This is a genomic window from Streptomyces sp. NBC_00016 (genome assembly GCF_045040885.1).
Taxonomy (GTDB): Bacteria; Actinomycetota; Actinomycetes; order Streptomycetales; family Streptomycetaceae; genus Streptomyces; species Streptomyces coriariae.
This window is the reverse complement of sequence record NZ_CP108304.1, coordinates 9,286,568-9,310,434: the sequence shown is the minus strand read 5'-3', so window position 1 is coordinate 9,310,434 and position 23,867 is coordinate 9,286,568. Positions and strand designations below refer to the sequence as shown.

General features: G+C 73.1%; 16 protein-coding genes. 10 read left to right on the top strand and 6 right to left on the bottom strand.

Annotated elements, in window-relative coordinates; genetic code table 11:
• The first annotated feature begins 31 nt into the window (after positions 1-31).
• From OG933_RS41185 to OG933_RS41165, 5 genes are all read left to right on the top strand, one after another.
• Positions 32-4,297, top strand: coding sequence for an NEW3 domain-containing protein (locus tag OG933_RS41185; RefSeq protein WP_405632279.1), 4,266 nt, complete (start codon positions 32-34; stop codon positions 4,295-4,297).
• A gap of 152 nt (positions 4,298-4,449) precedes the next feature.
• Complete coding sequence (locus OG933_RS41180; protein ID WP_405633680.1) at positions 4,450-5,127, top strand: peptidyl-prolyl cis-trans isomerase; 678 nt, start codon at positions 4,450-4,452, stop codon at positions 5,125-5,127.
• Between the two features lie 175 nt (positions 5,128-5,302).
• Positions 5,303-6,673, top strand: a complete 1,371-nt coding sequence (locus OG933_RS41175) for an extracellular solute-binding protein (RefSeq protein ID WP_405632277.1) — start codon at positions 5,303-5,305, stop codon at positions 6,671-6,673.
• Positions 6,673-7,722, top strand: a complete 1,050-nt coding sequence (locus tag OG933_RS41170; protein ID WP_405633678.1) for a carbohydrate ABC transporter permease — start codon at positions 6,673-6,675, stop codon at positions 7,720-7,722. Before OG933_RS41175 ends, OG933_RS41170 begins: the two co-directional genes overlap by 1 nt.
• A complete protein-coding gene (locus OG933_RS41165) occupies positions 7,719-8,597 on the top strand; it encodes a carbohydrate ABC transporter permease (RefSeq protein WP_405632276.1) in 879 nt (292 codons plus the stop codon). Before OG933_RS41170 ends, OG933_RS41165 begins: the two co-directional genes overlap by 4 nt.
• Here OG933_RS41165 and OG933_RS41160 read toward each other — a convergent pair.
• Both OG933_RS41160 and OG933_RS41155 read right to left on the bottom strand, forming a co-directional pair.
• On the bottom strand, positions 8,561-10,870 hold the full coding sequence (locus OG933_RS41160; protein WP_405632273.1) for a glycoside hydrolase family 3 N-terminal domain-containing protein: 2,310 nt from the start codon (positions 10,868-10,870) through the stop codon (positions 8,561-8,563). The genes OG933_RS41165 and OG933_RS41160 overlap by 37 nt on opposite strands.
• Positions 10,871-11,084: 214 nt before the next feature.
• Positions 11,085-12,113, bottom strand: a complete 1,029-nt coding sequence (locus tag OG933_RS41155; protein ID WP_405632270.1) for an N-acetylglucosamine kinase — start codon at positions 12,111-12,113, stop codon at positions 11,085-11,087.
• Positions 12,114-12,381: 268 nt separating this feature from the next.
• On the opposite strand from OG933_RS41155, the gene OG933_RS41150 reads away from it, so the two are divergent.
• Complete coding sequence (locus OG933_RS41150) at positions 12,382-13,413, top strand: glycosyl hydrolase (protein ID WP_362526530.1); 1,032 nt, start codon at positions 12,382-12,384, stop codon at positions 13,411-13,413.
• Between the two features lie 96 nt (positions 13,414-13,509).
• Here the strand turns inward: OG933_RS41150 and OG933_RS41145 are convergent, their stop codons facing one another.
• On the bottom strand, positions 13,510-15,015 hold the full coding sequence (locus tag OG933_RS41145; protein ID WP_405632267.1) for a glycoside hydrolase family 3 N-terminal domain-containing protein: 1,506 nt from the start codon (positions 15,013-15,015) through the stop codon (positions 13,510-13,512).
• A 225-nt stretch (positions 15,016-15,240) separates the two neighbouring features.
• On the opposite strand from OG933_RS41145, the gene OG933_RS41140 reads away from it, so the two are divergent.
• Positions 15,241-16,440: an MFS transporter gene (locus OG933_RS41140; RefSeq protein WP_405632264.1), complete on the top strand. Its 1,200-nt coding sequence runs from the start codon at positions 15,241-15,243 to the stop codon at positions 16,438-16,440.
• 417 nt (positions 16,441-16,857) lie between these two features.
• Here the strand turns inward: OG933_RS41140 and OG933_RS41135 are convergent, their stop codons facing one another.
• Both OG933_RS41135 and OG933_RS41130 read right to left on the bottom strand, forming a co-directional pair.
• The gene (locus OG933_RS41135) at positions 16,858-18,483 is read right to left on the bottom strand and encodes an MFS transporter (RefSeq protein WP_362526708.1); all 1,626 of its coding nucleotides are present in this window, start codon (positions 18,481-18,483) and stop codon (positions 16,858-16,860) included.
• Between the two features lie 256 nt (positions 18,484-18,739).
• A complete protein-coding gene (locus OG933_RS41130) occupies positions 18,740-19,159 on the bottom strand; it encodes a hypothetical protein (RefSeq protein ID WP_362526521.1) in 420 nt (139 codons plus the stop codon).
• Positions 19,160-19,328: 169 nt separating this feature from the next.
• Here OG933_RS41130 and OG933_RS41125 point away from each other — a divergent pair, with 169 nt between their 5' ends.
• The 3 genes from OG933_RS41125 to OG933_RS41115 all read left to right on the top strand — a co-directional run bounded on the left by OG933_RS41125 (position 19,329) and on the right by OG933_RS41115 (position 22,464).
• Complete coding sequence (locus tag OG933_RS41125; RefSeq protein WP_405632262.1) at positions 19,329-20,267, top strand: hypothetical protein; 939 nt, start codon at positions 19,329-19,331, stop codon at positions 20,265-20,267.
• Between the two features lie 125 nt (positions 20,268-20,392).
• Positions 20,393-21,871: a glutamate-cysteine ligase family protein gene (locus OG933_RS41120; RefSeq protein WP_362526517.1), complete on the top strand. Its 1,479-nt coding sequence runs from the start codon at positions 20,393-20,395 to the stop codon at positions 21,869-21,871.
• 95 nt (positions 21,872-21,966) lie between these two features.
• Positions 21,967-22,464, top strand: a complete 498-nt coding sequence (locus OG933_RS41115; protein ID WP_171395077.1) for a peptidylprolyl isomerase — start codon at positions 21,967-21,969, stop codon at positions 22,462-22,464.
• 100 nt (positions 22,465-22,564) lie between these two features.
• Here OG933_RS41115 and OG933_RS41110 read toward each other — a convergent pair whose 3' ends face one another.
• Entirely contained in the window at positions 22,565-23,863 is a 1,299-nt protein-coding gene (locus OG933_RS41110) for a cytochrome P450 (RefSeq protein WP_405632259.1), read from the bottom strand.
• Positions 23,864-23,867 lie beyond the last annotated feature (4 nt).

The following is a 23,867-nucleotide window of genomic DNA, read 5'->3' as shown; positions in this document are numbered from 1 at the left end:
TGGGGCTCCCCCGCGCACTCCTAGGAGCCCCATGCGTGTCATCTCCGTCGAGTCGACCGAGCTCTTCACCGGCACGGAGGACGAGCCGCACCAGGTGGTCGCCGTCGACATCGGGCACGACCCCGGCCGGTCGGTCCGGCTGAGCGTGGCGGGCCCGGGCGTCCGCAGTGTCGGCCAGAGCGCTGTCACCGTCGGCGAGGACGGCACCGTACGCGCCGAGATACCCGTGGTCGTCGACGGCCTCGCCCCCGGCGACCACCGCGAGATCACGGTCACCGCCACCGACGGATCCCGGACGGCCCGGCACACCGCCCGGTTCACCGCCGCCGAGCCCGGCTGGACGATGTTCATGGTCAGCCACTTCCACTACGACCCCGTCTGGTGGAACACCCAGGCCGCCTACACCGAGACCTGGGACGTCGCCGACGACCCGGCCGCCACCGGACTGCCCGCCCGGACCTTCGACTCGCGCGGCCAGTCCGGCATGAGCCTGGTGCGGGCCCACTGCGACCTGGCCCGGCGCGACCCGGCCTACACCTTCGTGCTCGCGGAGGTCGACTACCTCAAGCCCTACTGGGACGCCTTCCCCGAGGAGCGGGCCTTCCTGCGCCAGCTGATCCGCACCGGCCGGGTCGAGATCATGGGCGGCACCTACAACGAGCCCAACACCAACCTCACCGGCGCGGAGGCGACCGTACGCAACGCGCTGTACGGGGACGGCTTCCAGCGCGGGATCATCGGGGCGGCGCCGGAGACCGCCTGGCAGCTGGACGCCTTCGGGCACGACCCGCAGTTCCCGGGGCTGATGGCGGACGCGGGCGTCACCTCCAGTTCCTGGGCGCGCGGCCCGTTCCACCAGTGGGGGCCGGCCCTCTCGGTGTTCGGCGAGGAGCCCCGCGACCCCCAACGCATGCAGTTCCCGGCCGAGTTCAGCTGGATCGCCCCCTCCGGACGCGGGCTGCTGACCGCCTACATGGTCAACCACTACGGCGCCGGCTGGGTCATCGACAACGCGCCCACGCTGCCCGAGGCGGAGGCCGCCGCGCTCAAGCTCTTCCGGGGTCTGAAGACGGTCGCGCTCACGCGCAACGTCCTGCTGCCCGTCGGCGGCGACTACGCCCCGCCGTGCCGCTGGGTGATGGGCATCCACCGCGACTGGAACGCCCGGTACGTCTGGCCCCGGTTCGTCAGCGGCGTGCCCCGGGACTTCTTCGCCGCCGTCCGGGCGGAGTTGGAGCGGGAGGGGCGGACGGCGTCCCCGCAGACCCGGGACATGAACCCGGTCTACACCGGCAAAGACGTCTCCTACATCGACACCAAACAGGCCCAGCGGTACGGCGAGACACTGCTCGCCGACGCCGAGGCCTGGGCGACGCTCGCCTCCCTCGTCGCCGGGCACCCCTTCCCGGACGCGGCCCTGGACAAGGCCTGGCGACAGCTGATCTACGGCGCCCACCACGACGCGATCACCGGCTCGGAGTCGGACCAGGTCTACATCGACCTGCTCACCGGCTGGCGGGAGCTGTACGACCTCGCCGGGGCGGTGCACACCGACGCGACCGACGCGCTGGCCCGCAGGGTGGTCGCGCTGCCCGGCGGCACGTCCGACCTGGTCGTCTTCAACTCCGCGACCTGGCGACGCAGCGACGTGCTGACCGTCGCCGACCCCGGGCTGGTCCCGCTGGACGTCGACGGCCTGCCGCTGCCCTCGGTGGTCGAGGACGGCACGCTGCGGGTCGTCGTACCCGAGGTGCCGGGCATGGGCCTCAAGGCGCTCTCCCTCGCCGAGGGCCGGACGCCCGGCTGGACCGCCGGCGAGGGGGCCACGATCCGCAACACGTTCTACGAGGTGACGGTCGACCCCGCGCGCGGCGGAGGCGTCAGCAGTCTGCGCGCGCTCACCGAGGGCGGCCGCGAGCTGCTGCGGCCCGGGGACATCGGCAACGAACTGGTGGTGCAGGAGGAGTATCCGCGGCATCCGCGCTTCGGGGAGGGCCCCTGGCACCTCACGCCGACCGGCACCACCGCGGCCCGCAGCCGTGACGTGACCGCCGACATCGATGTCGAGCACTCGCCGGCCGGCTCCCGCATCACCGTCCGGGCCGACCTCGGGCTGTTCCGGTACACCCAGCGGCTCACCCTCTGGGCGGGCGTGGACCGGCTGGACGTGACGACGACCGTCGACGGCTACGACGGCGCGGACCGGCTGATCCGGGTGCGCTGGCCCTCGGACGTGCGGGGCGGGCTTCCGGTGCACGAGGTCGCGGACGCCGTCGTCGGGCGCGGCTTCGGGTTCGTGGAGGTCGACAGCGAGCGGTTCCCCTGGACGCTGGACAACCCCGCGAACTCCTGGTTCGGCCTGGGCTCCACGGCCCGCGTCGCCGTCCACGACGGCGCGGGCCGGCTGCTCGGCCACCGGTCGATCGGCGTCGCGGAGCTGGTGTTCGCCGACTGGGACGCCGCCGGCGAGCTGGGCACCCCCCTCGCCGCGGCCCTGGTGCGGGTGGGCGTCACGGCCACCTCGACGATCGGGGGCGGCCCGCGCTACGGCGACCTGGAGGTCGACTCCAACCTGCCCGACATCCGGATCGCCGTGGGCGGCCCGGAGCGCAATCCCGTGGTCGCCGAGGCTCTGGGCTGGGACCCGGCGGCGGCCCGCGAGGTGCGCCGCCAACTCGCCGAGGAGGGACTGGCCGTCGTGTGGGTGGCGCCCCGCGCCTCGCTGCGCGAGGAGTGGGTGCCCGGCGCCGACCTGCGCGACCTGGAACGGCTGCCGCTGCTGGTGGTGGCAGGCGTCGGCCCCGAGGACGACGTGAAGGCCGTCGACGCGCTGGTCGCCGACCTGGACGACGCGACCGTACGGGCCACCGCGGCCGGCGGCGGGGAGGCGCTGCCGCCGGGCGACGCGTGGGACGGCCGGGGCTTCGCGGTCCTCAACCGGGGCACGCCGGGCTGTGTGGTCACCTCCGCCGGCGACCTCTACATGTCCCTCATGCGCTCGTGCACGGGCTGGCCCTCCGGTATCTGGGTCGACCCGCCCCGGCGTACCGCGCCGGACGGCTCCGCCTTCCAGCTCCAGCGCTGGTCGCACACCTTCGAGTACGCCGTCGTCGCGGGCGAGGGCGACTGGCGCGAGCTGGGCTGGCCGCGCGCCGGGCATGCCTTCAACCATCCGCTCACCGCGCGACTGCGCGAGCCCCGCGAGACGCCGGCCGACCTGCCGAGGAACGCGACCCTGCTGACGCTCCGTCCCGAGGGCCGGGTGCTGCTGGACGCGCTGAAGCCGGCCGGCTCCCCGCTGGCCCGGGGCGGCACCGCACCGCCGGACCCCGGGCGCGGGATCGTCGTGCGGGCGCACGAGGTGGACGGACGGCCGGTGCGGGCGCGGCTGGCGGGTCCCTCGCCCTGGACGGCGGGCAGCCGGGCGGACGTGCTCGAACGGCCCGGTCAGCCCCTGGACCCCGGCGCGGACGGCGCGTTGGAGCTGGACCTGACGGGTTTCGAGGTGGCCACCGTGCTGGCCTCGCCGTCGGCCGGCCCGCGGGCGGAGGGGCCCGGGATCGCCGCGCGGGAACCCGCCCAGCCGGTGTACACCCGGTACTGGCTGCACAACTCCGGGCCGGCGCCCCGGGGCAACCTGCCCGTGGCCGTCCACCTCGCACCGGCCGCGCTCACCGCCGCCGGCCCCGTCACCGCGACGGTCCGCGTCTCCTCCGAACTCACCGACGCGCCGGTGTCGGGCACGGTGGCCCTCGATGTGCCACCCGGCTGGAGCGCCGAGCCCGCCGCGCTGCCGTACGCGCTCGGCCCGGGCGGCTTCACGCTCACCGAGGTCACCGTCACTCCGCCGGCGGACCCCGTGCCGGGCCGGTACCCGCTCGCCGCACGACTGGCGTACGGCGGACAGACCTACGAGGACGTGGTCGCCCTGGACGTGCCCGGGGAGGCCCCGCCGGGCGGACCCGACGGTCGGACCGGGCCGAGCCTGGTGATGGAGCTGGGCGTCGACCGGATCGAGGTGCGCCGGGGCGAGCGGGTGCGGGTGCCGGTGCGCGTGCGCAACACCACGCGCGGGCCGGTGGGCGGAACCCTGTGGGCACTGTCGTCCTGGGGCACCTGGGCCGGTGTGGGGCCGGGCTGCCAGGGGTTCGCGGTGCCCGCCGGGGAGAGCGCGGTGTGCGAGGTGGAGGTGGACGGTTCGGCGGTGCCGCCGGGCTCGTACTGGCTGATGGTCAAGGCGGGTTGGCACGGCTGCGTGGCCTACACGGAGGCGGTCGTCCTGGAGGTGACGTCATGAGCGGACCCACCCTCGTGGGAGACGAGCCCGCACCCGGACGGCCGGCACCGACGACACACCGCGCCCCGGGCGGGCACGCGGTGGCGGGAACCGAGGCCGCACCCGGACAGGCACCCCCGACGACACACCACGCCGGGAGCAAGGACGCGCCGGTGCTCGACGGGCCGGCACACGGACGAGCGGCGTCGGCCGCGCGCCCAGGGCCGGGCGGGCACGCGGCGCTGGTGCGTGGGGAGGCCGTGCCCGGGGAGCGGGTGGAGGCGGTGCTGGACGCGGTGCCCGCCCGGGAGCGGGAGACGCGCCCGGAGGCACTGGCGCGCGCGCAGCGGCAGCGCAGACGGTGGGCCACGCAGGTCGTGGTCGTCGACGAACTGGCCCGCCGCGCCTGCGCCGAGCGCGGTCTCGCACCGCCGCCCGAGGTGTCCCCGGCGCGGGTGCTCGCGGTTTCCGGGACCGAGGTCGCCGACCTGGGCAGCATCGTCGCCGTGGCACTCGCCCACTCCCCCGCCGTGCGCGCCCTGCTGGCGGCGCTGGAGGCCGAGCAGCAGGTGCCGGAGCGGGCCGCACGGGCCTACTACGACCGCAATCCGGACCGGTTCCTCACCCCCGGGGCGCTGCGGCGCGGTGTCGACCCGTACGGAGTGGCCGGCGCCGGGGACTTCCTGCCGTACGCGGAGGTCCGGGACGAGGTGGTGCGGGAGTTGCGGCGGGCGGTGGGCCGGCAGGCCTTCTTCGACTGGCTGGACCGGGCCCGCGCCGAGGTGGAGTACGCGCCCGGGCACGAGCACCCGGGCGATCCGTCGCACCCGGACCACGAGCACCGGCACTGAACACGCCGGTAACCACACGGAACCGAAAAGCAACACGGCAAGCCATTGACCTCCGATGAATTCTGGTCCACCTTTTCATCAATCGGAGTCGAAGTTGGTGGTTTGAACCAGCAGTTCGAGCCAGCGCTTCGGGCCAGCAGCCCGCGTCAGCGGCTGACGGATCGCAGGAGGCAACATGCGTGCGGGAAGACTGACCGGAACCGTGGCAGGCGTCATAGCCCTGGCCCTGACCACGGCCGGCTGCGGCCTGTCGGGCGGCTCCGACAGCGGGGACGCCACGGCCGGCGGCTGCGAGGTCGACCAGGGCAACGTCGGTTCCGGGAAGCTCACCGGGGACGTCGAGGGGAAGATCACCTTCCAGACGACCAACCTGAAGAAAGACTTCGGCGACTTCTTCAACGGGGTGATCAAGGCGTTCGAGAAGGCCCACCCCGACGCGTCGGTCAAGTGGATCGACGACCCCGGCGACAACACCTTCACCCAGCGCACCGTCGCCGACGCCCAGGCCTGTACGTTGCCGGACGTCCTCAACCTCAACTCCGAGACGGGGACCGCCCTCACCAAGGCCGGCTACCTGCTCGACCTCGGCGTCAAGGACCCGGACGCCAAGACGCCGTTCGTCCCGGCGTTCTGGAACTCCAGCACCATGAAGGACTCCTCGGGCATGCCGCAGCACACGGTGCTCCCCTGGTACACCGGCGGCATCGTCCTGACGTACAACACCGATCTGCTGGAGCGGGCCGGGATCGACCCGGCGAAACCTCCGACGACCCTGTTCGGGCTGTTCGCCGACTACGAGAAGATCGCCAAGGCGGGCCAGGGCAAGTACTACGCGACGATGGCGAACCCGGTCTGGCGGATCCCCGCCGACTTCGACCAGATGAACATCAAGGTGCTGGCCGACGACGGCAAGTCCGCCGTCTTCGCCGACGATCCGCGGACCACCGAGTGGGTCGCCTGGATGGCCAAGCTGTACAAGGAGGGAGCGATGCCGAAGGACTCGCTGTCCTCCAGCAACGACCCCTCCACGCTGTACAGCCAGGGCAAGGTCGCCTACGGCTCGACGAACCCGAGCTTCGTGCGGTTCGTGAAGCAGAACAGCCCGTCGGTGTACGCCAGGACCGGCGTCGGCCAGCAGCCCTACGACAAGCTCGGCCACACCACGGGGGCGCCGCAGTACATCGGGGTCGCCGCCACCAGCAAGCACGCGCCCGCGGCGCTCGCCTTCGCGAAGTTCCTCACCGACGCCGAGAACCAGACGGCCTGGTGCAAGGACCCGGACGTGGTGATCTTCCCGACGACCACCGCCTCGCTGGACGACCCGTTCTTCCAGAAGGTGACCGGGGACGACCCCTTCTCCGAGGCCCGCAAGCTCGTCGCCGAACAGCTCAAGACCACCACCGCGTACCAGACCAACCTCTCCCCGGCCGTGCAGAACGCGATCGTGGCGCAGGTGCAGCTGGCGATGCAGGGCAAGAAGAGCCCCGAACAGGCCGTGAAGGACGCCCAGTCGAAGGCCGACGAGCTGCTGAAGCAGGCGGGCTGATCGTGGCGGCCCAGACCACGAACCCGGTGTCCGTGCCCGGTGCGGAGCGCACCGTCTCCCTGCCCGGTGGGGGGCGCGCAGCCTCCGTACCGGGCCCGGCCCCGTCCCGGGTCCGCCGCCTCGGCCGGGCCCTCTTGCCAGGCCCCTCGGCCGGTGCCAACGGAGCCGCGCTGTACCGCCGTTGGTGGCTGCCCTGGCTGTGGACCGCGCCCGCCGTGGTCTGCGCGGTGGTGTTCGGCGTGTTCCCGTTCCTCAACACCGTCCTGCTGTCGTTCACCGACGCCAAGCCGCTCGGCGGCGCCGCGGACTTCGTCGGACTGTCCAACTACACCCGGATGCTCGACGACTCCGACTTCTGGCTCGCGACCCGCAACAGCGTCCTGTACGCGGTGATCGTCGTACCGCTGATGGTGCTGCTGCCGCTGATGCTGGCCGTCCTGGTCGAGAAGAACCTGCCCGGCATCGGCTTCTTCCGTTCCGCCTTCTACACGCCGGTGCTCGCCTCCAGCGTGGTCGTGGGACTGAGCTGGCAGTGGCTGCTCGCCGACGACGGGCTGATCAACACCTGGCTGGAGAAGGCCCATCTGATCAGGGACGCCATCCCGTTCCTGTCCGACTCCTGGCTGATCCTGTTCTCCGCCATGGGCCTGACGCTGTGGAAGGGGCTCGGCTGGTACATGATCTTTTATCTGGCCGCGCTGGGGAACGTGCCGAAGGAGCTCCACGAGGCGGCGTCCATGGACGGCGCCGGTACGGTCCGCCGCTTCTGGCACATCACGGTGCCGGGTGTGCGGCAGGCCATGATGCTGGTCGGCACCCTGACCGGCATCGGCTCGCTGCGGGTGTTCACGGAGATCTACATGCTGGGCAGCTCCACCGGCGGGCCCGGCGGCGCCGACCGCACCCTGCCCTTCTACATCCGGGACGTCGGCCTGGACCCCCTCACCGGCAACGCCGGCTACGGCTCGGCGGTCAGTGTGGCCCTGTTCGCGCTGACACTGGGGCTGACCCTGCTGGCGCAGCGCCTGACGAAGGAGGACGAGTCATGACGACGGCGGTGGACAGGCCCCGGCGGCTGGTGCCGCGCTGGCGGGAGTACGGCCGCCCCCGTGAACTGGTCGTCCGCTACCTGCTGTTGCTCTTCGTGCTGGGCATCACCGTCGGCCCGCTGGTCTGGCAGCTCCTGGCCTCGCTGAAGAGCACGAGTGAGGACGTCTTCGGGGCGGACGCCTCGCTGCTGCCGCACCACCCGACGCTGCGGGCCTACCGGCAGGTCTTCGACCAGGTGCCGGTGGCCACGTACATCAGGAACAGCGTGATCGTGGTCGCCCTGTCGGTCACCAGTCAGCTGCTGTTCTCCACCACGGCCGGCTACATCCTGTCCAAGCCGGGCTGGAAGGGCCGCAGAGCGGTCTGGGTCGTGCTGGTCGCCTCCATGATGTTCCCGTTCGAGTCGATCATGGTGTCGCTGTTCCTGAGCATCCGCGACCTGGGTCTGGTCGACAATCTGGCGGGCGTGTGGCTGCCCGGATTCGTCGGCGCCATCAACGTCCTGCTGATGCGCGGTGCGTTCCTCGCGGTGCCGCGCGAGATCGAGGACTCGGCGATGCTCGACGGCGCGAACGAGTGGCAGCGCTTCCGGTACCTGTATCTGCCGTCCGCCTGGGGCGCGATCCTGGTGGTCACGGTCAACACCTTCATCAGTGCCTGGGACGACTTCCTCTGGCCGCTGATCGTGCTGCGCTCCGAGGACCACATGACGCTGACGCTGGGGCTCTCCCGGCTGCAGAGCTCGTCGTTCGGCTACGACCAGCGGGTGGTGATGGCCGGCTCGGTGATCTCGGTGGTCCCGGTACTGGTGCTGTTCGTGATCACGCAGCGGTGGTTCTACAAGGGCGTGTCGTCGGGGGCCGTCAAACTCTGAACGCGCCCGACCTCGAGCACGAGGGGGACGGCGGTGAGCGCCTCGCCTGCCGACACAGCCACCCGGATCTCCACCGCCTGTGACGGTACGGCCGTCTCCAGATCGGCGCCGACCAGCTCCAGTTGGTCGGCGCCGAGGTGTATCGCGACCGTGCGACGCTCCCCCGGCGCGAGCTCCACGCTCCGGAACGCCCGCAGTTCGAGCGTGCGCGGCCAGACCGGCGCGCGCAGCCGGCGGACGTAGAGCTGGACGACGCTGCGACCGCGCCGCGTGCCGGTGTTGGTGACGTCGACCTCGACGGTGTGCCCGGCCGCCCGGGGCGGCCCGTGGTGGAACGTCGTGTACGACAGCCCGTGCCCGAAGGAGTAGAGGGGCCCGGCGTCGCCGTCGACGTAGGAGCCGTACTCGGTGTCCTTGTGGTTGTAGTGGACGGGGAGCCGGTCCGCCGCGCGCGGCACGGAGACGGACAGCCGGCCGACGGGTTCGGTGAGCCCGAGAAGCACTTCGGCGATCGCCTCGCCGCCCCACGGGCCCGGATACCAGGCGGTGAGCAGCGCGGCGGCCCGGTCCGCCGCCTCCGGCACGGCGTGCGGGCGGCCCTGGACGAGGACGACGACGGTGGGTGTGCCGGTGGCCGTGACCGCGTCCAGGAGCGTGTGCTGGGCCCGGCCCAGCCGCAGCCCGGCGAGGTCGACGCCTTCGCCGCAGGTCATCTCGGACACGACGGTCCGCGCGGCCCCGTTGGCGTCGAACTCCGTGTCGGGGGTCCGGGCGCTGCTGCCGCCCAGCACCAGTACGGCCAGGTCACTGGCGGCGGCCGTCGCGACCGCCTCGGGGATGCCGGTGAGGTCGGCGCCGGTGAGGGCCGCGCCCCTGGCGTGGCGGACGTCCGTGCCGGGCGGGGCGAGGCGGCGCAGCGCGTCGAGGACGCTCACGCCGGTGCCGGGGCGCTGAGGGGCGGTGTAGTCACCGAGCTGGTGCGCGGTGGTGGCGGCGTGCGGGCCGAGCACGGCGACGCGCCGCACGTCCGGCCCGACCGGGAGGACGCCCCCGGTGTTGTGCAGGAGGGTGACGCAGGCCCTGGCCAGCTCGGTGCTCAGTTCCCGTCCGGCGTCCACGGGCACCGCCGCACGGCGGGTGTACGGCTGCTCGAACAGGCCCAGCCGGAACTTCAGTTGCAGGACGCGGGCGACGGCGGCGTCCAGGGCGGCCTCGCTCACCAGGCCCCGTTCGACGGCCTCCGCCAGGTGGGTGAAGCCCTCGTCCCAGAGGCTGAGGTCGACTCCGGCGTCGAGGGCGAGAGCCCCGGCGGAGACCTTGTCACCGGTGATGCGGGCCAGCCGGTCCACGGCCAGCCCGTCGGCCATGACCAGGCCCCCGAAACCCCACCGTTCGCGGAGCAGTCCGGTGAGCAGGGCACGGTTGCCGCAGCAGGGCAGACCGTCCACCTCGTTGTAGGCGGCCATCACGGCGGCGGCCCCGGCCCGGACTCCGGCCCGGGCGGCCGGGAGATGGATCTCGTGCAGTTCACGCGGGCCGAGTTCGGACTCGGCGGAGTTGCGGCCGCCGACCGTGGCGCCCTGGCCGGCGAAATGCTTGAGGACGACGGGCGCCTTGTCCGCCGCGAACCGCTCCCCTGTGCCCTGCATCCCCCGGACCAGTGCCTCCGTCAGCCGGGCCGCGAGGTACGGGTCCTCGCCGAAGCACTCCTCGGTGCGTCCCCAGCGCGGGTCCCGTGCGATGTCCAGCGCGGAGACGAGCGCCAGATGGCCGCCCCGGGCCCGCAGTTCGGCGGCGGCGTGGGCCGCCGCCCGCTCGTACAGGGCGGGGTCCCAGGTGGCGCCGATCGCCAGGTTGACGGGGAGGACGGTGCCGTCGAGGGCCATGTGCCCGTGCGGCACCTCCTCGACGAACAGGGCGGGGATCCGCAGCCGGCTGCGCTCCAGCACATGGCGCTGGACCAGGTCGGCGAGGTCGGCGCTGTCCTCGATGCCGGGTCCGTCGCCGTGGTCGACGCCGGACCAGGCGTCGGCCCGCATCAGTCCGTAGAGGGCGCCGAGACCTTCGAAGCGCTCGGTCTCGGCGTGCAGGGCCTCGGTGAGTTCGAAGTCCCCGGCGGCTGTGCGGCGGTAGGCGTCCCAGCCGTACATCCGCTGATTGAGCTGGCCGACCTTCTCCCGCGGGGTCATCCGGGCAAGAAGATCGGCGACACGGGTGTCCAGCGGGGCGGCCGGGTCGAGGTACGGGACGGCCGGGTGGTCCTGAGAGGGCATGGGAGGTCCTTGCGCGGGACGCGTCAGGGGGCGGCGCGGTGGGCGTGACAGAAATCCGGCGAGCACGGAGCGGCGGGGAGGTCCTGGAGGGGCATGAGGTGTTCATGCGCGGGGCGCGTCAGCGGGCGGTGCGGTGGGGTGTCGTGGCGGGGATCCTGGTACGGAACGGCCGGGTGGTCCTCGAGGGGCATGAGGTGCTCTTGCGCGGGGCGCTTCAGCGGGCGGTGCGGTGGGCGAGGCGGGCCAGGGCCACGGCGCCCGGGGAGCCGTCCGACACGGGGGTGAGCGTGAGCGCGAGGTGGGCCAGGCGTTCGGTGAGGGGGGTGAGCAGGGGGCCGTGCGGGGCGAGCAGGCCGCCGGTGACCACCAGGGGTTCGCCCGGGCGCGGGGCCAGGGCCGTCACGGTCTGCGTCAGCCGGCGCGCGGCCTCCCGCAGGATCTCGCCGGCGACGGAGTCCTCCTCCTCGGCGGCCCGGACGACCAGCGGCGCGTGGTCGGCCAGCCGGACCGGCGGCCGGTCCATGACGGCGGGCAGCAGCTGCGCGCGGTAGGCGGTGCGCAGGACCGCGCTCCAGGCAGCGGTGTCCGTGACGCCGTAGGCCTCGGGGGGCAGGACGCCCGGCGGCAGCCCCAGCTCACGGCCGACCGCGCGGGCGAGGACGGTGGGCGCACCCCGGCCGTCGGCCGCCCGCAGGGCCGAGCGGACTGCCGCGCGGCCGATCCAGAAGCCGCTGCCGTCGTCCCCGAGGAGCCAGCCGTCGCCGCCGGAGGTCGCGGTCGGCGCCCGGGCGGCGATCCGGGCCGCGACCGCGCCGGTGCCGGCCACCAGGACCAGGCCGTCGGCGGGATGGCCGGGGGCGGTGGCGAACGTGGTCTCGATGTCGCTGTGCACGTCGACCGTCGGGGCGGTGATGCCCAGCCGGGCGAGCGCGCCGGACAGGGCCGTGCGGGCCCGCACCCGGCCGGGCTCGTCGGCGCCCTGGCGCTGGTGGCCGGTGCCGGCGAAGCCGCCCGCCACCGCGGCCACCCGCCCGCGCAGCGGTTCGGGCACCGCCCGGGCGAGCGCCTCGGCGAGGTGGTCGGCGAGCTCGGGACCGGGCACGGTCAGCGCGTTGCCCGGCCCCGCCGTGCCCTCGCCCCGGGTCCGGCCGTCGCCGAGGTCCGCCAGGACGGCACGCGTGCGCGTGCCGCCGGCGTCGAGTCCGACCACGAGATCGCGGACTTGGTTCAAATCACTATTCATTGCATCCCATGGTGGTTGATACATTCGCCCGAGACAAGGTCCGTCTCGCGAGGAGGACACCATCGACACGCACCGGTCCGCGCCCGAGCTCCGCTTCGGTGTCAACTACACCCCACGCCGGGGCTGGTTCCACGCCTGGCACGACTTCGATCCCGGGCTCGCGCGCGAGGACCTGGCACAGATCGCCGGGCTGGGTCTGGACCACGTCCGGGTCTTCCATCTGTGGCCGCTGCTCCAGCCCAACCGCACGCTGGTCCGCGCGTCGGCCGTGGACCAGCTGGTCCGCCTGGTGGACCTGGCCGCCGAGTGCGGCCTGGACGTCCTGGTGGACGGCGTCCAGGGGCATCTGTCGAGCTTCGACTTCTACCCGGAGTGGACGCGCAGCTGGCACCACCGCAACGTGTTCACCGACCCCGGGGCGATCGAGGCCCAGGCGCTGCTGCTGCGCACGCTGGGCCGCGCGCTGTCGGGCCACCCCCGTCTCCTCGGGCTCCAGCTCGGCAACGAGCTCAACAACCTGGTCGAGCACAACCCGGTGTCGGTGGCCGAGGTGGACCACTACCTCGACACGCTGCTGGCCGCCGCGCGGGACGGACTGGGCGACGGCGTCGGCCTGGTCACGCACTCGGCGTACGACGCCGCCTGGTACGGCGACGACCACCCGTTCACCCCGCAGGCCTCGGCCCGCAAGGGCGACCTGACCACCGTCCACCCGTGGGTGTTCTCCGCCGACTGCGCGCGGCGCTACGGTCCGCGCTCACCGCAGGTGCACCATCTCGCGGAGTACGGGACGGAACTGGCGGCGGCCTACGCCACCGATCCGGCCCGCCCGGTATGGGTCCAGGAGACCGGGGCGCCCGAGCCGCACATCCCGGCCGCCGACGCCCCCGACTTCGCCCGCGCGACCCTGCTCAACGCGGCCGGCTGCGCACGGCTGTGGGGCGTCACCTGGTGGTGCTCCCACGACGTCGACCGCTCGCTGGCCGACTTCCCGGAGCTGGAGTACACGCTGGGCCTGTTCGACTCCGCGGGCCGGCCCAAGCCGATCGCGGAGGCCCTGTCCGCCACGGTGACCGACCTCCGCGCCGCCTCCGGCCCTCCGCCGGCCCGGACCACGGCCCTGGTCCTGCACTGCACCCCGTCCACGCGTTCGGTGTCCGGCCCCGGCGGCGCGTTCTTCGACGCCTGGATGCGGCTGCGCCAGGAGGGAACCCGCCCGGCCGTGGTCCTGGCGGAGCGCGCGGCGGACACGGCACACCTGGCCGCGAGGGGGATCACGGAGCTGATCGACGGCAAGTGAGACACCCGGAGGCGGTTGCGGTGGCGGAGGCGAGGGCGGAAACAGGGGCGAGGACCGGGGCCGGCCGGAACTCCGGCCCCGGAGTCTCCGCCCCGGTCAGGAGGTGCGGCCCGTCAGGACCTCCGCCAGCGCCCGCAGGTTGACCCGCCCCCTGCCGTGCGCGCACACCGCGCTGCCCGGCTCCGGCAACCCGGTGGAGACCAGCAGGGCGTCCGGTCGCGCCGCCAGCAGCGCGTCCCGCAGGCGCCCCTGCCAGACGTACAGCCCGGCGTCGCACACGGCGACGACCAGCGGCCGCCCCTCGGCCGCCCGCAGCACCTCCTCGACGACGACCTCCACGACGCTCCCGGCGTCCTCCGGCTCCCCGGCGACCGCCGTCCCGGTGACCGTCGGGTCGAGGGCGTGCCAGGCGGTCAGGAGGTCCTCGCCGCCCCAGTTGAGGGCGGGGTGCGGGGCGGGGAACAGGTCGACGACATGGGCGCCCGGGCCCGGTCGCGGCGACGGCCCCGCGCTCCGCACGGCCCGCCGCGCCGCGGTCAGCCCGGCCTCCGTGTCCCACGCGGCCACCGCGCCCGGCCGGTAGGGCAGCGCGTAGCGCAGCGCGAGCCGTCGTACCCGCTCCGCGGCCTCGGCCACCCGTGCCTCGGGCAGCTCCCCCGACCGCAGGGCGTCGAGCACGGCGTCCCGGCAGGCGAGGGTGACCTCCAGGTCCGGCACGGCGACGATGACCTGGTCCGCTCCCGCGGTGAGCGCGAGACGCGCGCCGGCCGCCTCGCCGTAGCGGTCGGCGATGGCCTTCATCTCCAGCGCGTCGCTCACCAGCACACCGTCGAAGCCGAGTTCGCCGCGGAGCAGGTCGGAGAGGATGCGCGGACTGAGGGTGGCGGGCCGGTCCGGGTCCAGGGCCGGGAACACGACATGGGCGCTCATCAGCATGGGCACGCCGGCCTCGACGGCCGCCCGGAAGGGCGCGAGGTCGAGCCGGTCGTAGGGCCGCGGGTCGACCGCGAGCTCGTGGTGGCTGTCGGTGACGGTCCCGCCGTGCCCGGGGAAGTGCTTGGCGCAGGAGGCCACGCCGCGTGCCTCGGTGGCCCCGATCCAGGCGCGCAGATGCCGGGAGACCAGCTCGGGGTCGGATCCGAAGGCGCGGGTGCGCACGATGGGGTTCTCGGGCCGGCGCTGGACATCGGCGACGGGGGCGTAGGAGGCGGTGATGCCGAGCGAGAGCAGGTGTCCCGCCAGGGCGTCGGCGCAGGCGGCGGTGAGCAGCGGGTCGTCCGTGACACCGAGCGCCCAGGAGCCGGGTACCTCGGGGGCGCCCGCGGCCGCCAGGTGCCCGATGCCGCCGCCCTCGTTGTCGATGGCGATCAGCAGGTCAGGGCGCAACGTCCGCAGTGTGCCGGTGAGTTCGCGGACCTGGTCGGCGTCGCGGACGTTGCGCGTGAACAGGATGACCCCGCCCAGTCCGCGGTCGACGAGCCGTTTCAGGGTGTCGGGGACGGTGGTCGTGCCGTCGAATCCCGCGACGAGACAACGGTGGGCCGCCTCGTCGAGGTCGGCGGAGAGTGCCGGGCCGGTGGGCCCGGGGGCGGAGTGCGTCACCCCCGGAATCCTCTGGCTCGTCAAGCCGAAAGTCAATATTTCGGTGGATTAACGATTCACCACGCCGCTCGCGGCCGCCGTCGCCATCGGATCCCGGGGCGATCCGACGCCCGGGACGGGCTCCGGCAGGGACGCCGGGACGGTGCGGCGGCTCAGGGGGTGCCGGGCACGGTGTCGGGCACGTCGGGCCTCGGCGGGACCCCGCGCGGGGTTACTGTCGCCGCCATGGACCGTGATCACCGAGGATGGCTCCCGTGTCTGCTCGGCGGAGCCGTCTTCGCCGCGTGCATGGCCGGAACCACGCTGCCGACCCCCCTCTACCCTCTCTACCAGGAGAAGTTCGGCTTCTCCGAGCTGACGGTCACCGTCGTCTACGCGGTGTACGCCTTCGGGGTCATCGGTGTGCTGCTGCTGGCCGGCAACGCCTCGGACACCGTGGGCAGACGTCCGGTGCTGATGATGGGCCTGGGCTGCGCCGCGGCGAGCGCCGTGTGTTTCCTGGCCGCCACCGGGCTGGGCTGGCTGTACGCGGGACGGCTGCTGTCGGGGCTGTCCGCCGGGCTGTTCACCGGGGCCGCCACGGCGTACGTGATGGACCTGTCACCGCCCGGCGGCGCCTCCCGGGCCACGTTCGTCGCGACGGCCGCCAACATGGGCGGGCTGGGCTGCGGTCCGCTGCTCGCCGGAGTGCTCGCGCAGTACGCCGACCGGCCGCTGTACCTGCCGTTCGTCGTGCATCTCGCCCTGGTGGCCTGTTCGGTCGGCGTCGTGGCGTGGCTCCCGGAGACCGTGCGGCACCGCAGGGCGCTGCGTACCGTACGGCCGCAGCGGCCCGGCCTGCCCCCCGAGGTGCGGGCGGTGTTCGGGCCGGCGGCGATCGCCTCGTTCGTGGGGTTCGCGCTGTTCGGCGTGTTCACCTCGGTCAGCCCGGCGTTCCTCGCCGACTCCCTCGACGTGAGCAACCACGCCGTGAGCGGTCTCATCGTCGCGCTGGCCTTCTTCGCCTCGACCGCCGGGCAGCTGGTCGTCGGCCGGGTCGGGGTCGGGCGGTCGCTGCCGCTGGGCTGCGCCGCGCTCCTGGCCGGGCTGGCGCTGCTCGCGGGCGCGTTGCGGTGGGAGGTGCTGGCGCTGGTGGTGCTGAGCGCGATCGTCGGCGGGGTCGGCCAGGGGCTGGCGTTTCGTGGGGCGTTGTCCGCGGTGGCCGGGGCGTCTCCCGAGGACCGGCGCGCGGCGGTGATCTCGACGCTCTTCGTGGTGGCCTACGCGGGCATCTCGGTGCCGGTGATCGGCGTCGGTGTGCTGGTGGGTCCCCTCGGCCTGGAGGGTGCCGGGCTGGTGTTCATCGGGTGCATGGCCGTCCTCGTCTCGACGGCGGGGGCCTATCTGCTCCGGCGGCCGGTACGGGTGGAGGACGTGCACGCCTGAGTCCCCGGACGGGGCGATCGCGCACCGGGCCCACGGCACCGGCGTCGCGGGCCGGGGCGGCACGCATACACGCTTGGCCGCAGCCGTACGGGTGGGGTCGGTCCCGGGGCGAAGCGACAGGGGGCCGCCCGGCGTTGTGCAGAACCCATCCGTCATCACCGGAAAGGCCCCTCGATGCGACGTACCGCCTTCCTCGCCGTCTGCGCCCTGCTCAGCGCCGCGGCCACGGGATTCTTCACCACCAGCGCCGTTCGCAGCCGCTGAGTCCCCGTAGCCGGGGAAGCCGAACGGCTTTCCCGGCTACCGGCTTCCCGCTACCAGGGACCGGGTGCCGGGTGCCGGGTCCCACGCCCAACGCCCAACGCCAGACGCCCAACGCCCAACGCCCGTCGCCCGTCCCCGTCCCCGTCCCCGTCGTCAGGAAGCCCGGTCACGGGTGTGCGAGCGGCCGCCCGACGGCACGTCGGTCCGTTCCGTGCCGCTCGTGCCGCCGGGATGCCGGATCGCGCACAGGTATCCGATACCCAGGGCGATCGCCATCCCGTAGAACACCCACTGGTTGGCCTCGGCGAAGTCCATCCGGATCTCCGGCATCGACTCCTGTACCGTCCGCGCGACCGCCGAGCCCCCGGCGCTGAGCTTCTGGTCGTCGCCGGTGCCGGTGATCGCCTCGGCGACGCTCTTCGCCGTGCTCTCCGCGGTCCCGGACGGCATTCCACCCGACCGCAGCGTGTCGTCGACGTTCTCGGTCATCCGGTGGGTCAGCAGGGATCCGTAGAGTGCCAGGCCGACGCTCGCCGCGTAGTTGCGGATCGTCTGGGTGATGCCGGTGACCTCGCCGTAGGAGGCGTCGATGGCCCGGTTCACGGCGTCGGTGGAGGCGGGCGCGAGAACGAAGCCGATGCCGGCCCCCGCGAGGGCCGCGTAGGGCCACTGGTCGTGCATCGACAGATCGGTCAGCTTCCCGGCCCAGAGCGCGAAGCCCACCGCTCCGACCACACAGCCGATCTTCAGGGTCGGCCGCGCGCCGCGCTTGTCCAGGATCCGCCCGCCCCACTGCGAGGCGAGCGCGAAGCCCGCGAAGACGTACAGCAGATACAGGGCTGCCTGGTTGGGCGAGGCGCTCAGGGACACCTGCGCGTATACGGAGGCGAAGAAGAACAGCGGGACGAACGCGAGCATGGAGAAGAACAGCACGAGTCCGTCGACCACGAAGGCGCGGTCCTTGAAGACCGCGAGCTGGACCAGCGGGTGGGCCGTGCGCCGTTCGTAGCGGCAGAACAGCCACAGCACAGCCAGACCGCCCAGGATGCAGACCCAGGTGAGCACGCTGTCCCAGCCCCACGCCGACGCCTGCTGGAAGCCGAGCACGCTCCCGCCCATGCCGATCGCGATCAGCACGGCGCCCCGCACGTCCAGAGGCTCGTCACGGCGGCGGTCGGAGACATGGGCGAGCGCGGTCAGGATCAACGCGACGACGGCCACGGGCACGTTGACCCAGAAGATCGCCCGCCAGGTCCAGCCGGTGAGCCAGCCGCCGAGGAGCGGCCCGATGGCGGTCAGGGCGCCGGTGACACCGAAGAACAGGGCGAGGGCGCGGCCGCGCCGCTCCACCGGGAAGACCGCCACGACCACCGCCAGCGCGGCGGGGAAGAGCAGGGCCGCGCCGAGCCCCTGGGTGGCCCGGAAGACGATGAGCCATGTCAGCGCGAAGTCGCCGCTGGGTACGCAGCCGCACAGGACCGACGAGACCACGAACACCAAGGTGCCCGCCACGACGACGCGGCGCGGACCGAGCAGGTCCGCCAGACGTCCGCCGAGGGCGAAGAACGCGGCCAACGCCAGCAGATAGGCGTTGACGACCCACTGCATACCGGAGGCGGACAGGCCGAGTTCGCGGACGATGTCCGGCGTGGCGATCGACACGATGGTCTGGTCGATGAACGTCATCGACACCGCGAACATCATGGCCGCGAGGGCCAGCGACTGCGAAGGCCTGCGCGGGCCCTCCTGCGCACTCCCCGCCTGCTGTTTGGTGTACATGCCAGTCACGCCCTCAGTCTGAACCCGCTCGGCTGACGACGCATCCGGTGCACATCGCCGTCAGGAAGGGGCGTCGTCACAGAGGGTCAGGCGCGCCCGCCATGGACACATGAGCAGTCGTGGCGGCCGCGACGGCGGCCACGAGCAGGGCGGCGGGGAGGCAGGGGGAGCCGGTGCGGACCGCGAGCGGGGACGGGGTCCGCACGGCCGCGCGGGCGCTCCCGCCGCTCCCGCCGCGCTCGGGGGTGGGGGTCCGCTACTCCGGTTGAGTCACCGTCAGCGACCACCGGACGGCATCGGCCGAAGCGTCCACTCCCACGGTGAAGGAGCCCGGCCGCACCACGCCGGCGGCCATGGTCGCCGAGCCCACCCCGGCGCTCCCGGCCGGGCAGTCGACCGAGAACGCGGCGACCTCGGCCTCCTCCTGCGACCACATCGTCACCCGCACGCTGCCACCGCCCTCGCAGGCCACCGTGAGGACGGTCGGCAGGCCGTTCGAGGCGCCTCCCGACGCGACGCCGCCGTCCCCCGTCCACTCCTCCACCCACACCAGGCCGTCCGGACCGGGGTGCGGCAGCAGCGGATCCCCGGCCGCGGCGGCGGGCGCCGTACCGGCACCCGTCAGCGCACCGGCGGCCAGCACCGTCATGAACAGGGATTTTCTCGCTCGGCTCATGTTCGCTCTCCTCCGTGATGTGTCATGAACCCCACACTCTGCCGGGGTGATCGTCCCCGGACCTGAGTACGCGTACTCAGGGGCGATCAGGTTGGCCGGAACCCAGCGCTGCCCCGGCTCTCCCGCTGTCGGGATGCGTGTGGGCCCGGCCGGGTGGACGCTGCTGATCATGGCGCGCAAGGGTGCACGACCCGCTCGACCCGCTGCGGGGCAGGACGTGGAGCGGCTGCTCGACGAGCTCTACGCCACACCGCCGTCCGGCTTCGTCGCCCGACGGGAGCAGCTGGCGGCCGAGGCCAAGCGCGACGGGCGCGGCGACGAGGCCCGTCGGATCCATGCCGCCCGTCGCCCCACGCTCGCGGCCTGGGCGGCCAACGTGCTGCTGCGCTCGCAGCCGCAGGAGAGCGGGCGGTTCCTGGAGCTGGGACGGGCGCTGCGCGAGGCGTACCGGTCCCTGGACGCCGACGGGATCAGGGAGCTGTCCGAGCAGCGCCGGAGCGTCGTCTCCGCGCTGTCCCGGCAGGCCGCCGAGCTGGCTCGTGAGGCCGGGCATCCGTTGTCGGGCGCGGCTCGGCAGGACGTCGAGTCCACCCTGCGCGCGGTGCTCGCCGACGAGGACGCGGCGCAGCGGTGGGCCACCGGTCGCCTGGAGAGTGCCCTCACCCCGCCGGCCGACTTCCCGTCCCGTGGCGCGGCCGCCGTCGGCCCCTCGCACGGGCCGGCCCGACCGGCGCCCGCAGCGCCGGACACGCGGTCCCGGGCGAAGGACGAACTCGCCGAGCGGCGCCGCCTACGGCAGCGGCAGCTCGGCCAGGCCCGGCGGTCGGCGGAAGCCGCCGACCGCCGGCTGCGGGCGCTGAGTGCCGGACGGGCCGATGCCGACGCATCGCTCCAGCAGGCCCGCGAGCGGCACGACCGGGCCCGTGAGCGCGAGTCCGCGGCACAGGAGCGGCTGCGTCAGGCGCGCCAGGAGCTCCGGCAGGCCGAGCAGGAGCAGAAGGAGGCCGAGGAACGGCTGCGGACCGCCGCTCAGGCGGTGGACCGGGCCGAGCGGGCGGCCCGGGAGGCCGCGCAGGAGGTGGACCGGCTGGCCGAACCGGGCCCGTAGGCCTCCCGGTGTCCGGGCGCCGGGCGGGGTGCGCCCGCGGGCCGCGCTTCCCGCATGGTGGGGGGCGTCCGGTGGTGCGACGCTGGAGGCGAGGGCGTCCGACACAGGGCAAGCCGGGAGGGCCGATGGGACGTGACGTCCCGGCGCTGGTCTTCACCCGCGAGGACCGCCGCCGGTACCGGATCAAGATGCAGGAGTGCCTCGACGTGTTCGCGCAGATGCTGCGCGAGTCGCGGTTCGAGTCCGAGCGGCCCCGGGTGGGTCTCGAGATCGAGCTGAACCTGGTCGACGACGAGGCCGAGCCGACGATGCGCAACAGCGACGTGCTCGACGCGATCGCGGATCCCGCCTGGTCCACCGAGCTCGGCCGCTTCAACCTCGAGATCAACGTGCCGCCGCGCCGTCTGACGCAGGGCGGCCCCGACGCCTGGGAGGCGGAGATCCGTGGCGCGCTCAACCACGCCGAGCAGCGTGCCCGGACGGTGGGCACGCATCTGATCATGATCGGTATCCTCCCGACGCTGCGGCAGGAGGACGTCGGCGAGTCGGCGCTGTCGGAGAACGCCCGCTACCGGCTGCTCAACGACCAGGTGTTCGCCGCGCGGGGCGAGGATCTGCACATCGAGATGGACGGTGTCGACCGGCTGCGGACCTACGCGGACACGATCACCCCGGAGGCCGCGTGCACCAGTACGCAGTTCCATCTCCAGGTCTCCCCCGACGAGTTCGCCGCCTACTGGAACGCGGCGCAGGCGGTCGCCGGCGTCCAGGTGGCGCTGGCGGCCAACTCGCCGTTCCTGTTCGGGAAGGAGTTGTGGCACGAGACCCGTATCCCGCTGTTCGAGCAGGCCACCGACACCCGCCCGCAGGAGATCAAGGTGCAGGGCGTACGGCCCCGGGTGTGGTTCGGGGAGCGGTGGATCACCAGCGTCTTCGACCTCTTCGAGGAGAACCTGCGCTACTTCCCCGCGCTGCTGCCCCTGTGCGACGAGCAGGATCCGCGCGAGACGCTGTCCGGAGGGGACGTGCCGGAGCTGGGCGAGCTGACCCTGCACAACGGCACCATCTACCGCTGGAACCGGCCGGTCTACGCCGTCGCCAACGACCAGCCCCACGTGCGGGTGGAGAACCGCTGTCTGCCGGCCGGTCCGACCGTCGCCGACACGCTCGCCAACGGCGCCTTCTACTACGGCATCACCCGGGCCCTGGTGGAGGACGAGCGGCCGGTGTGGTCGCGGATGTCCTTCCGGGCCGCCGAGGACAATCTGCACACGGCGGCGCGGGACGGCATCGACGCCCGGCTGTACTGGCCCGGCATGGGCGAGGCGCCGGTGGCCGAGCTCGTCCTGCGGCGCCTGCTGCCGCTGGCCCACCGGGGTCTGGAACTCTCCGGGATGGACGCGGCCTGGCGGGAGCCACTGCTCGGAATCATCGAACAGCGGTGCGTCACCGGCCGTAACGGCGCCGTCTGGCAGAAGGAGATGTTCCATCGCATCACCGCCTCCGCCCAGGCCGGCCGCCACGAGGCGCTGCGGCGGATGACGCAGCTCTACATCGACTACATGCACCTCAACGCCCCCGCCCACACCTGGCCGGTCGACTGAGCGGCGGCCCTCGCCGACCGCCCCGATCGGCGGCTGTGAGGGCCGACACGACCCCTCGATTCGGCAGGGCCCGCTCGACCGTGCAGGATAGAACCATGACGTTCAAGATCTACTTCGACATCACCATCAACGACGAGCCCGCCGGGCGGATCAACTTCAACCTGTTCGAAGACGTCGTCCCCAAGACGGCCGAGAACTTCCGCGCGCTGGCCACCGGCGAGAAGGGCTTCGGTTTCGCCGGCTCTTCCTTCCACCGGGTCATCCCCGACTTCATGCTCCAGGGTGGCGACTTCACCCGCGGCAACGGAACGGGCGGCAAGAGCATCTACGGCGAGAAGTTCGCCGACGAGAACTTCCAGCTCAAGCACGACCGGCCCGGCCTGCTCTCCATGGCCAACGCCGGCCCCAACAGCAACGGCTCGCAGTTCTTCATCACCACGATCGTCACCGACTGGCTCGACGGCAAGCACGTGGTGTTCGGCGAGGTCGCCGACGAGGCCAGCATGGCCCTCGTCAAGAAGATCGAGTCCTACGGCTCGCGCAGCGGTTCGACCTCGGCGAAGATCACCATCGCGGAGTCCGGCCAGCTCTGACCCCGGTCTCGAGCGCCCGCCGGCCGGGGTCACCCCCGGCCGGCGGCGCGAGCGCCGTCGTGTCGTACGGGGCGCGGGTGCGCGGGTCGGCTCGGCCTGGTCAGGCCAGGGTCACCTCGACCGGCAGCTTCTTGATGCCGTTGACGAAGTTGGACCGCACGCGCGGGACCTCGCCGGCCGGCCGGATGCCCGCCAGCCGCGGGATCAGCTCCTCGAACATGATGCGGATCTCGGTCCGGGCCAGCAGATTGCCCAGGCACAGGTGCGGGCTGCCCTTGCCGAACGTGACGTGGTCGTTGTTCTGCCGGCTGACGTCGAAGTCGTACGGGTTGCCGAAGACCTCCTCGTCACGGTTGCCGGAGGCGAACCACATGACGACCTTGTCGCCCTCCCTGATCTGCTTGCCGCCCATTTCCACGTCCCGGGTCGCCGTGCGGCGGAAGTGGTAGACGGGGGACGCCCAGCGCAGGAACTCCTCGACCGCGACCGGGATCAGGGCCGGGTCCTGCTGGAGGCGGGCGAGCTGCTCCGGGTGCTGGAGCAGGGCCAGCATCGAGTGCGTGATGGTGTGGCGGGTCGTCTCGTTGCCCGCGACGACCAGCAGCAGGAAGTAGTTGTCGAAGTCCTGCCCGGAGAGCGGGACGCCGTCGCGCGGTGGGGTGTTGACCAGGCGCGAGACCAGGTCGGTGCCGTCCTTGCCGCGCCGCTGCCGGGCCAGCTCCCGGCCGTAGTCGAACACCTCCAGCGAGGCGGGCGATCGGAAGGGCAGATCGCGGTACTGCTCGCTCTCCGCGCTGTGCAGCAGGACGTCCGCGTAGTCGGGGTCGGTGTTGCCGATGATGCGGTTGCCCCAGTCGATGAGCCGCTGGTTGTCCTCCGGCGGTACGTCGAGGAGCCGGGCGAGGACGTTGATGGGGAAGTCGGCGGAGACGTCGGCGACGAAGTCGAAGGTGCCCTTCGCGAGAGCCGTGTCCAGGGTGGTGGCGGTGAGGCCGCGCAGGAAGTCGGTGTAGCCGTTGATCACGCCCGCGCCGAACTGTCGCTGGATGAGGCTGCGCAGCGCCCGGTGGCGCACACCGTCGAGTTCCAGGATGGAGGCGCGTTTCTTGATCTGGTCGTCGTCCACCTCCTCCAGGTTGACGAACCGCGTCGAGGTGAAGGTCTCCGCGTCCCGGTCGACGCGGGCGATGTCCGCGTGCCGGGTCAGCGCCCAGAAGCCGTTGTTCGGCGCGTCTTCGGGCTGCCAGTGCACCGGGTCCTGGTGGCGCAAGGTGTGGAACATGCGCCAGGGCGTGACGCCGTCGGTGAAGTTGTCGAGGTCGGCGAGGTTCACCTCGTCCAGCGGCATGGGCGCCGGCACGGCGTCGCGCACGGAGGGGAGCGGGGCGGAAGCGGTCATGGCG

Excerpts from the sequence above, each read along its gene's own strand:
- OG933_RS41185 (WP_405632279.1), top strand. The coding sequence starts at position 32 with ATGCGTGTCATCTCCGTCGAGTCGACCGAGCTCTTCACCGGCACGGAG.
- OG933_RS41175 (WP_405632277.1), top strand. The coding sequence starts at position 5,303 with ATGCGTGCGGGAAGACTGACCGGAACCGTGGCAGGCGTCATAGCCCTG.
- OG933_RS41165 (WP_405632276.1), top strand. The coding sequence starts at position 7,719 with ATGACGACGGCGGTGGACAGGCCCCGGCGGCTGGTGCCGCGCTGGCGG.
- OG933_RS41160 (WP_405632273.1), bottom strand. The coding sequence starts at position 10,870 with ATGCCCTCTCAGGACCACCCGGCCGTCCCGTACCTCGACCCGGCCGCC.
- OG933_RS41155 (WP_405632270.1), bottom strand. The coding sequence starts at position 12,113 with ATGAATAGTGATTTGAACCAAGTCCGCGATCTCGTGGTCGGACTCGAC.
- OG933_RS41140 (WP_405632264.1), top strand. The coding sequence starts at position 15,241 with ATGGACCGTGATCACCGAGGATGGCTCCCGTGTCTGCTCGGCGGAGCC.
- OG933_RS41135 (WP_362526708.1), bottom strand. The coding sequence starts at position 18,483 with ATGTACACCAAACAGCAGGCGGGGAGTGCGCAGGAGGGCCCGCGCAGG.
- OG933_RS41130 (WP_362526521.1), bottom strand. The coding sequence starts at position 19,159 with ATGAGCCGAGCGAGAAAATCCCTGTTCATGACGGTGCTGGCCGCCGGT.
- OG933_RS41125 (WP_405632262.1), top strand. The coding sequence starts at position 19,329 with ATGGCGCGCAAGGGTGCACGACCCGCTCGACCCGCTGCGGGGCAGGAC.
- OG933_RS41120 (WP_362526517.1), top strand. The coding sequence starts at position 20,393 with ATGGGACGTGACGTCCCGGCGCTGGTCTTCACCCGCGAGGACCGCCGC.
- OG933_RS41115 (WP_171395077.1), top strand. The coding sequence starts at position 21,967 with ATGACGTTCAAGATCTACTTCGACATCACCATCAACGACGAGCCCGCC.
- OG933_RS41110 (WP_405632259.1), bottom strand. The coding sequence starts at position 23,863 with ATGACCGCTTCCGCCCCGCTCCCCTCCGTGCGCGACGCCGTGCCGGCG.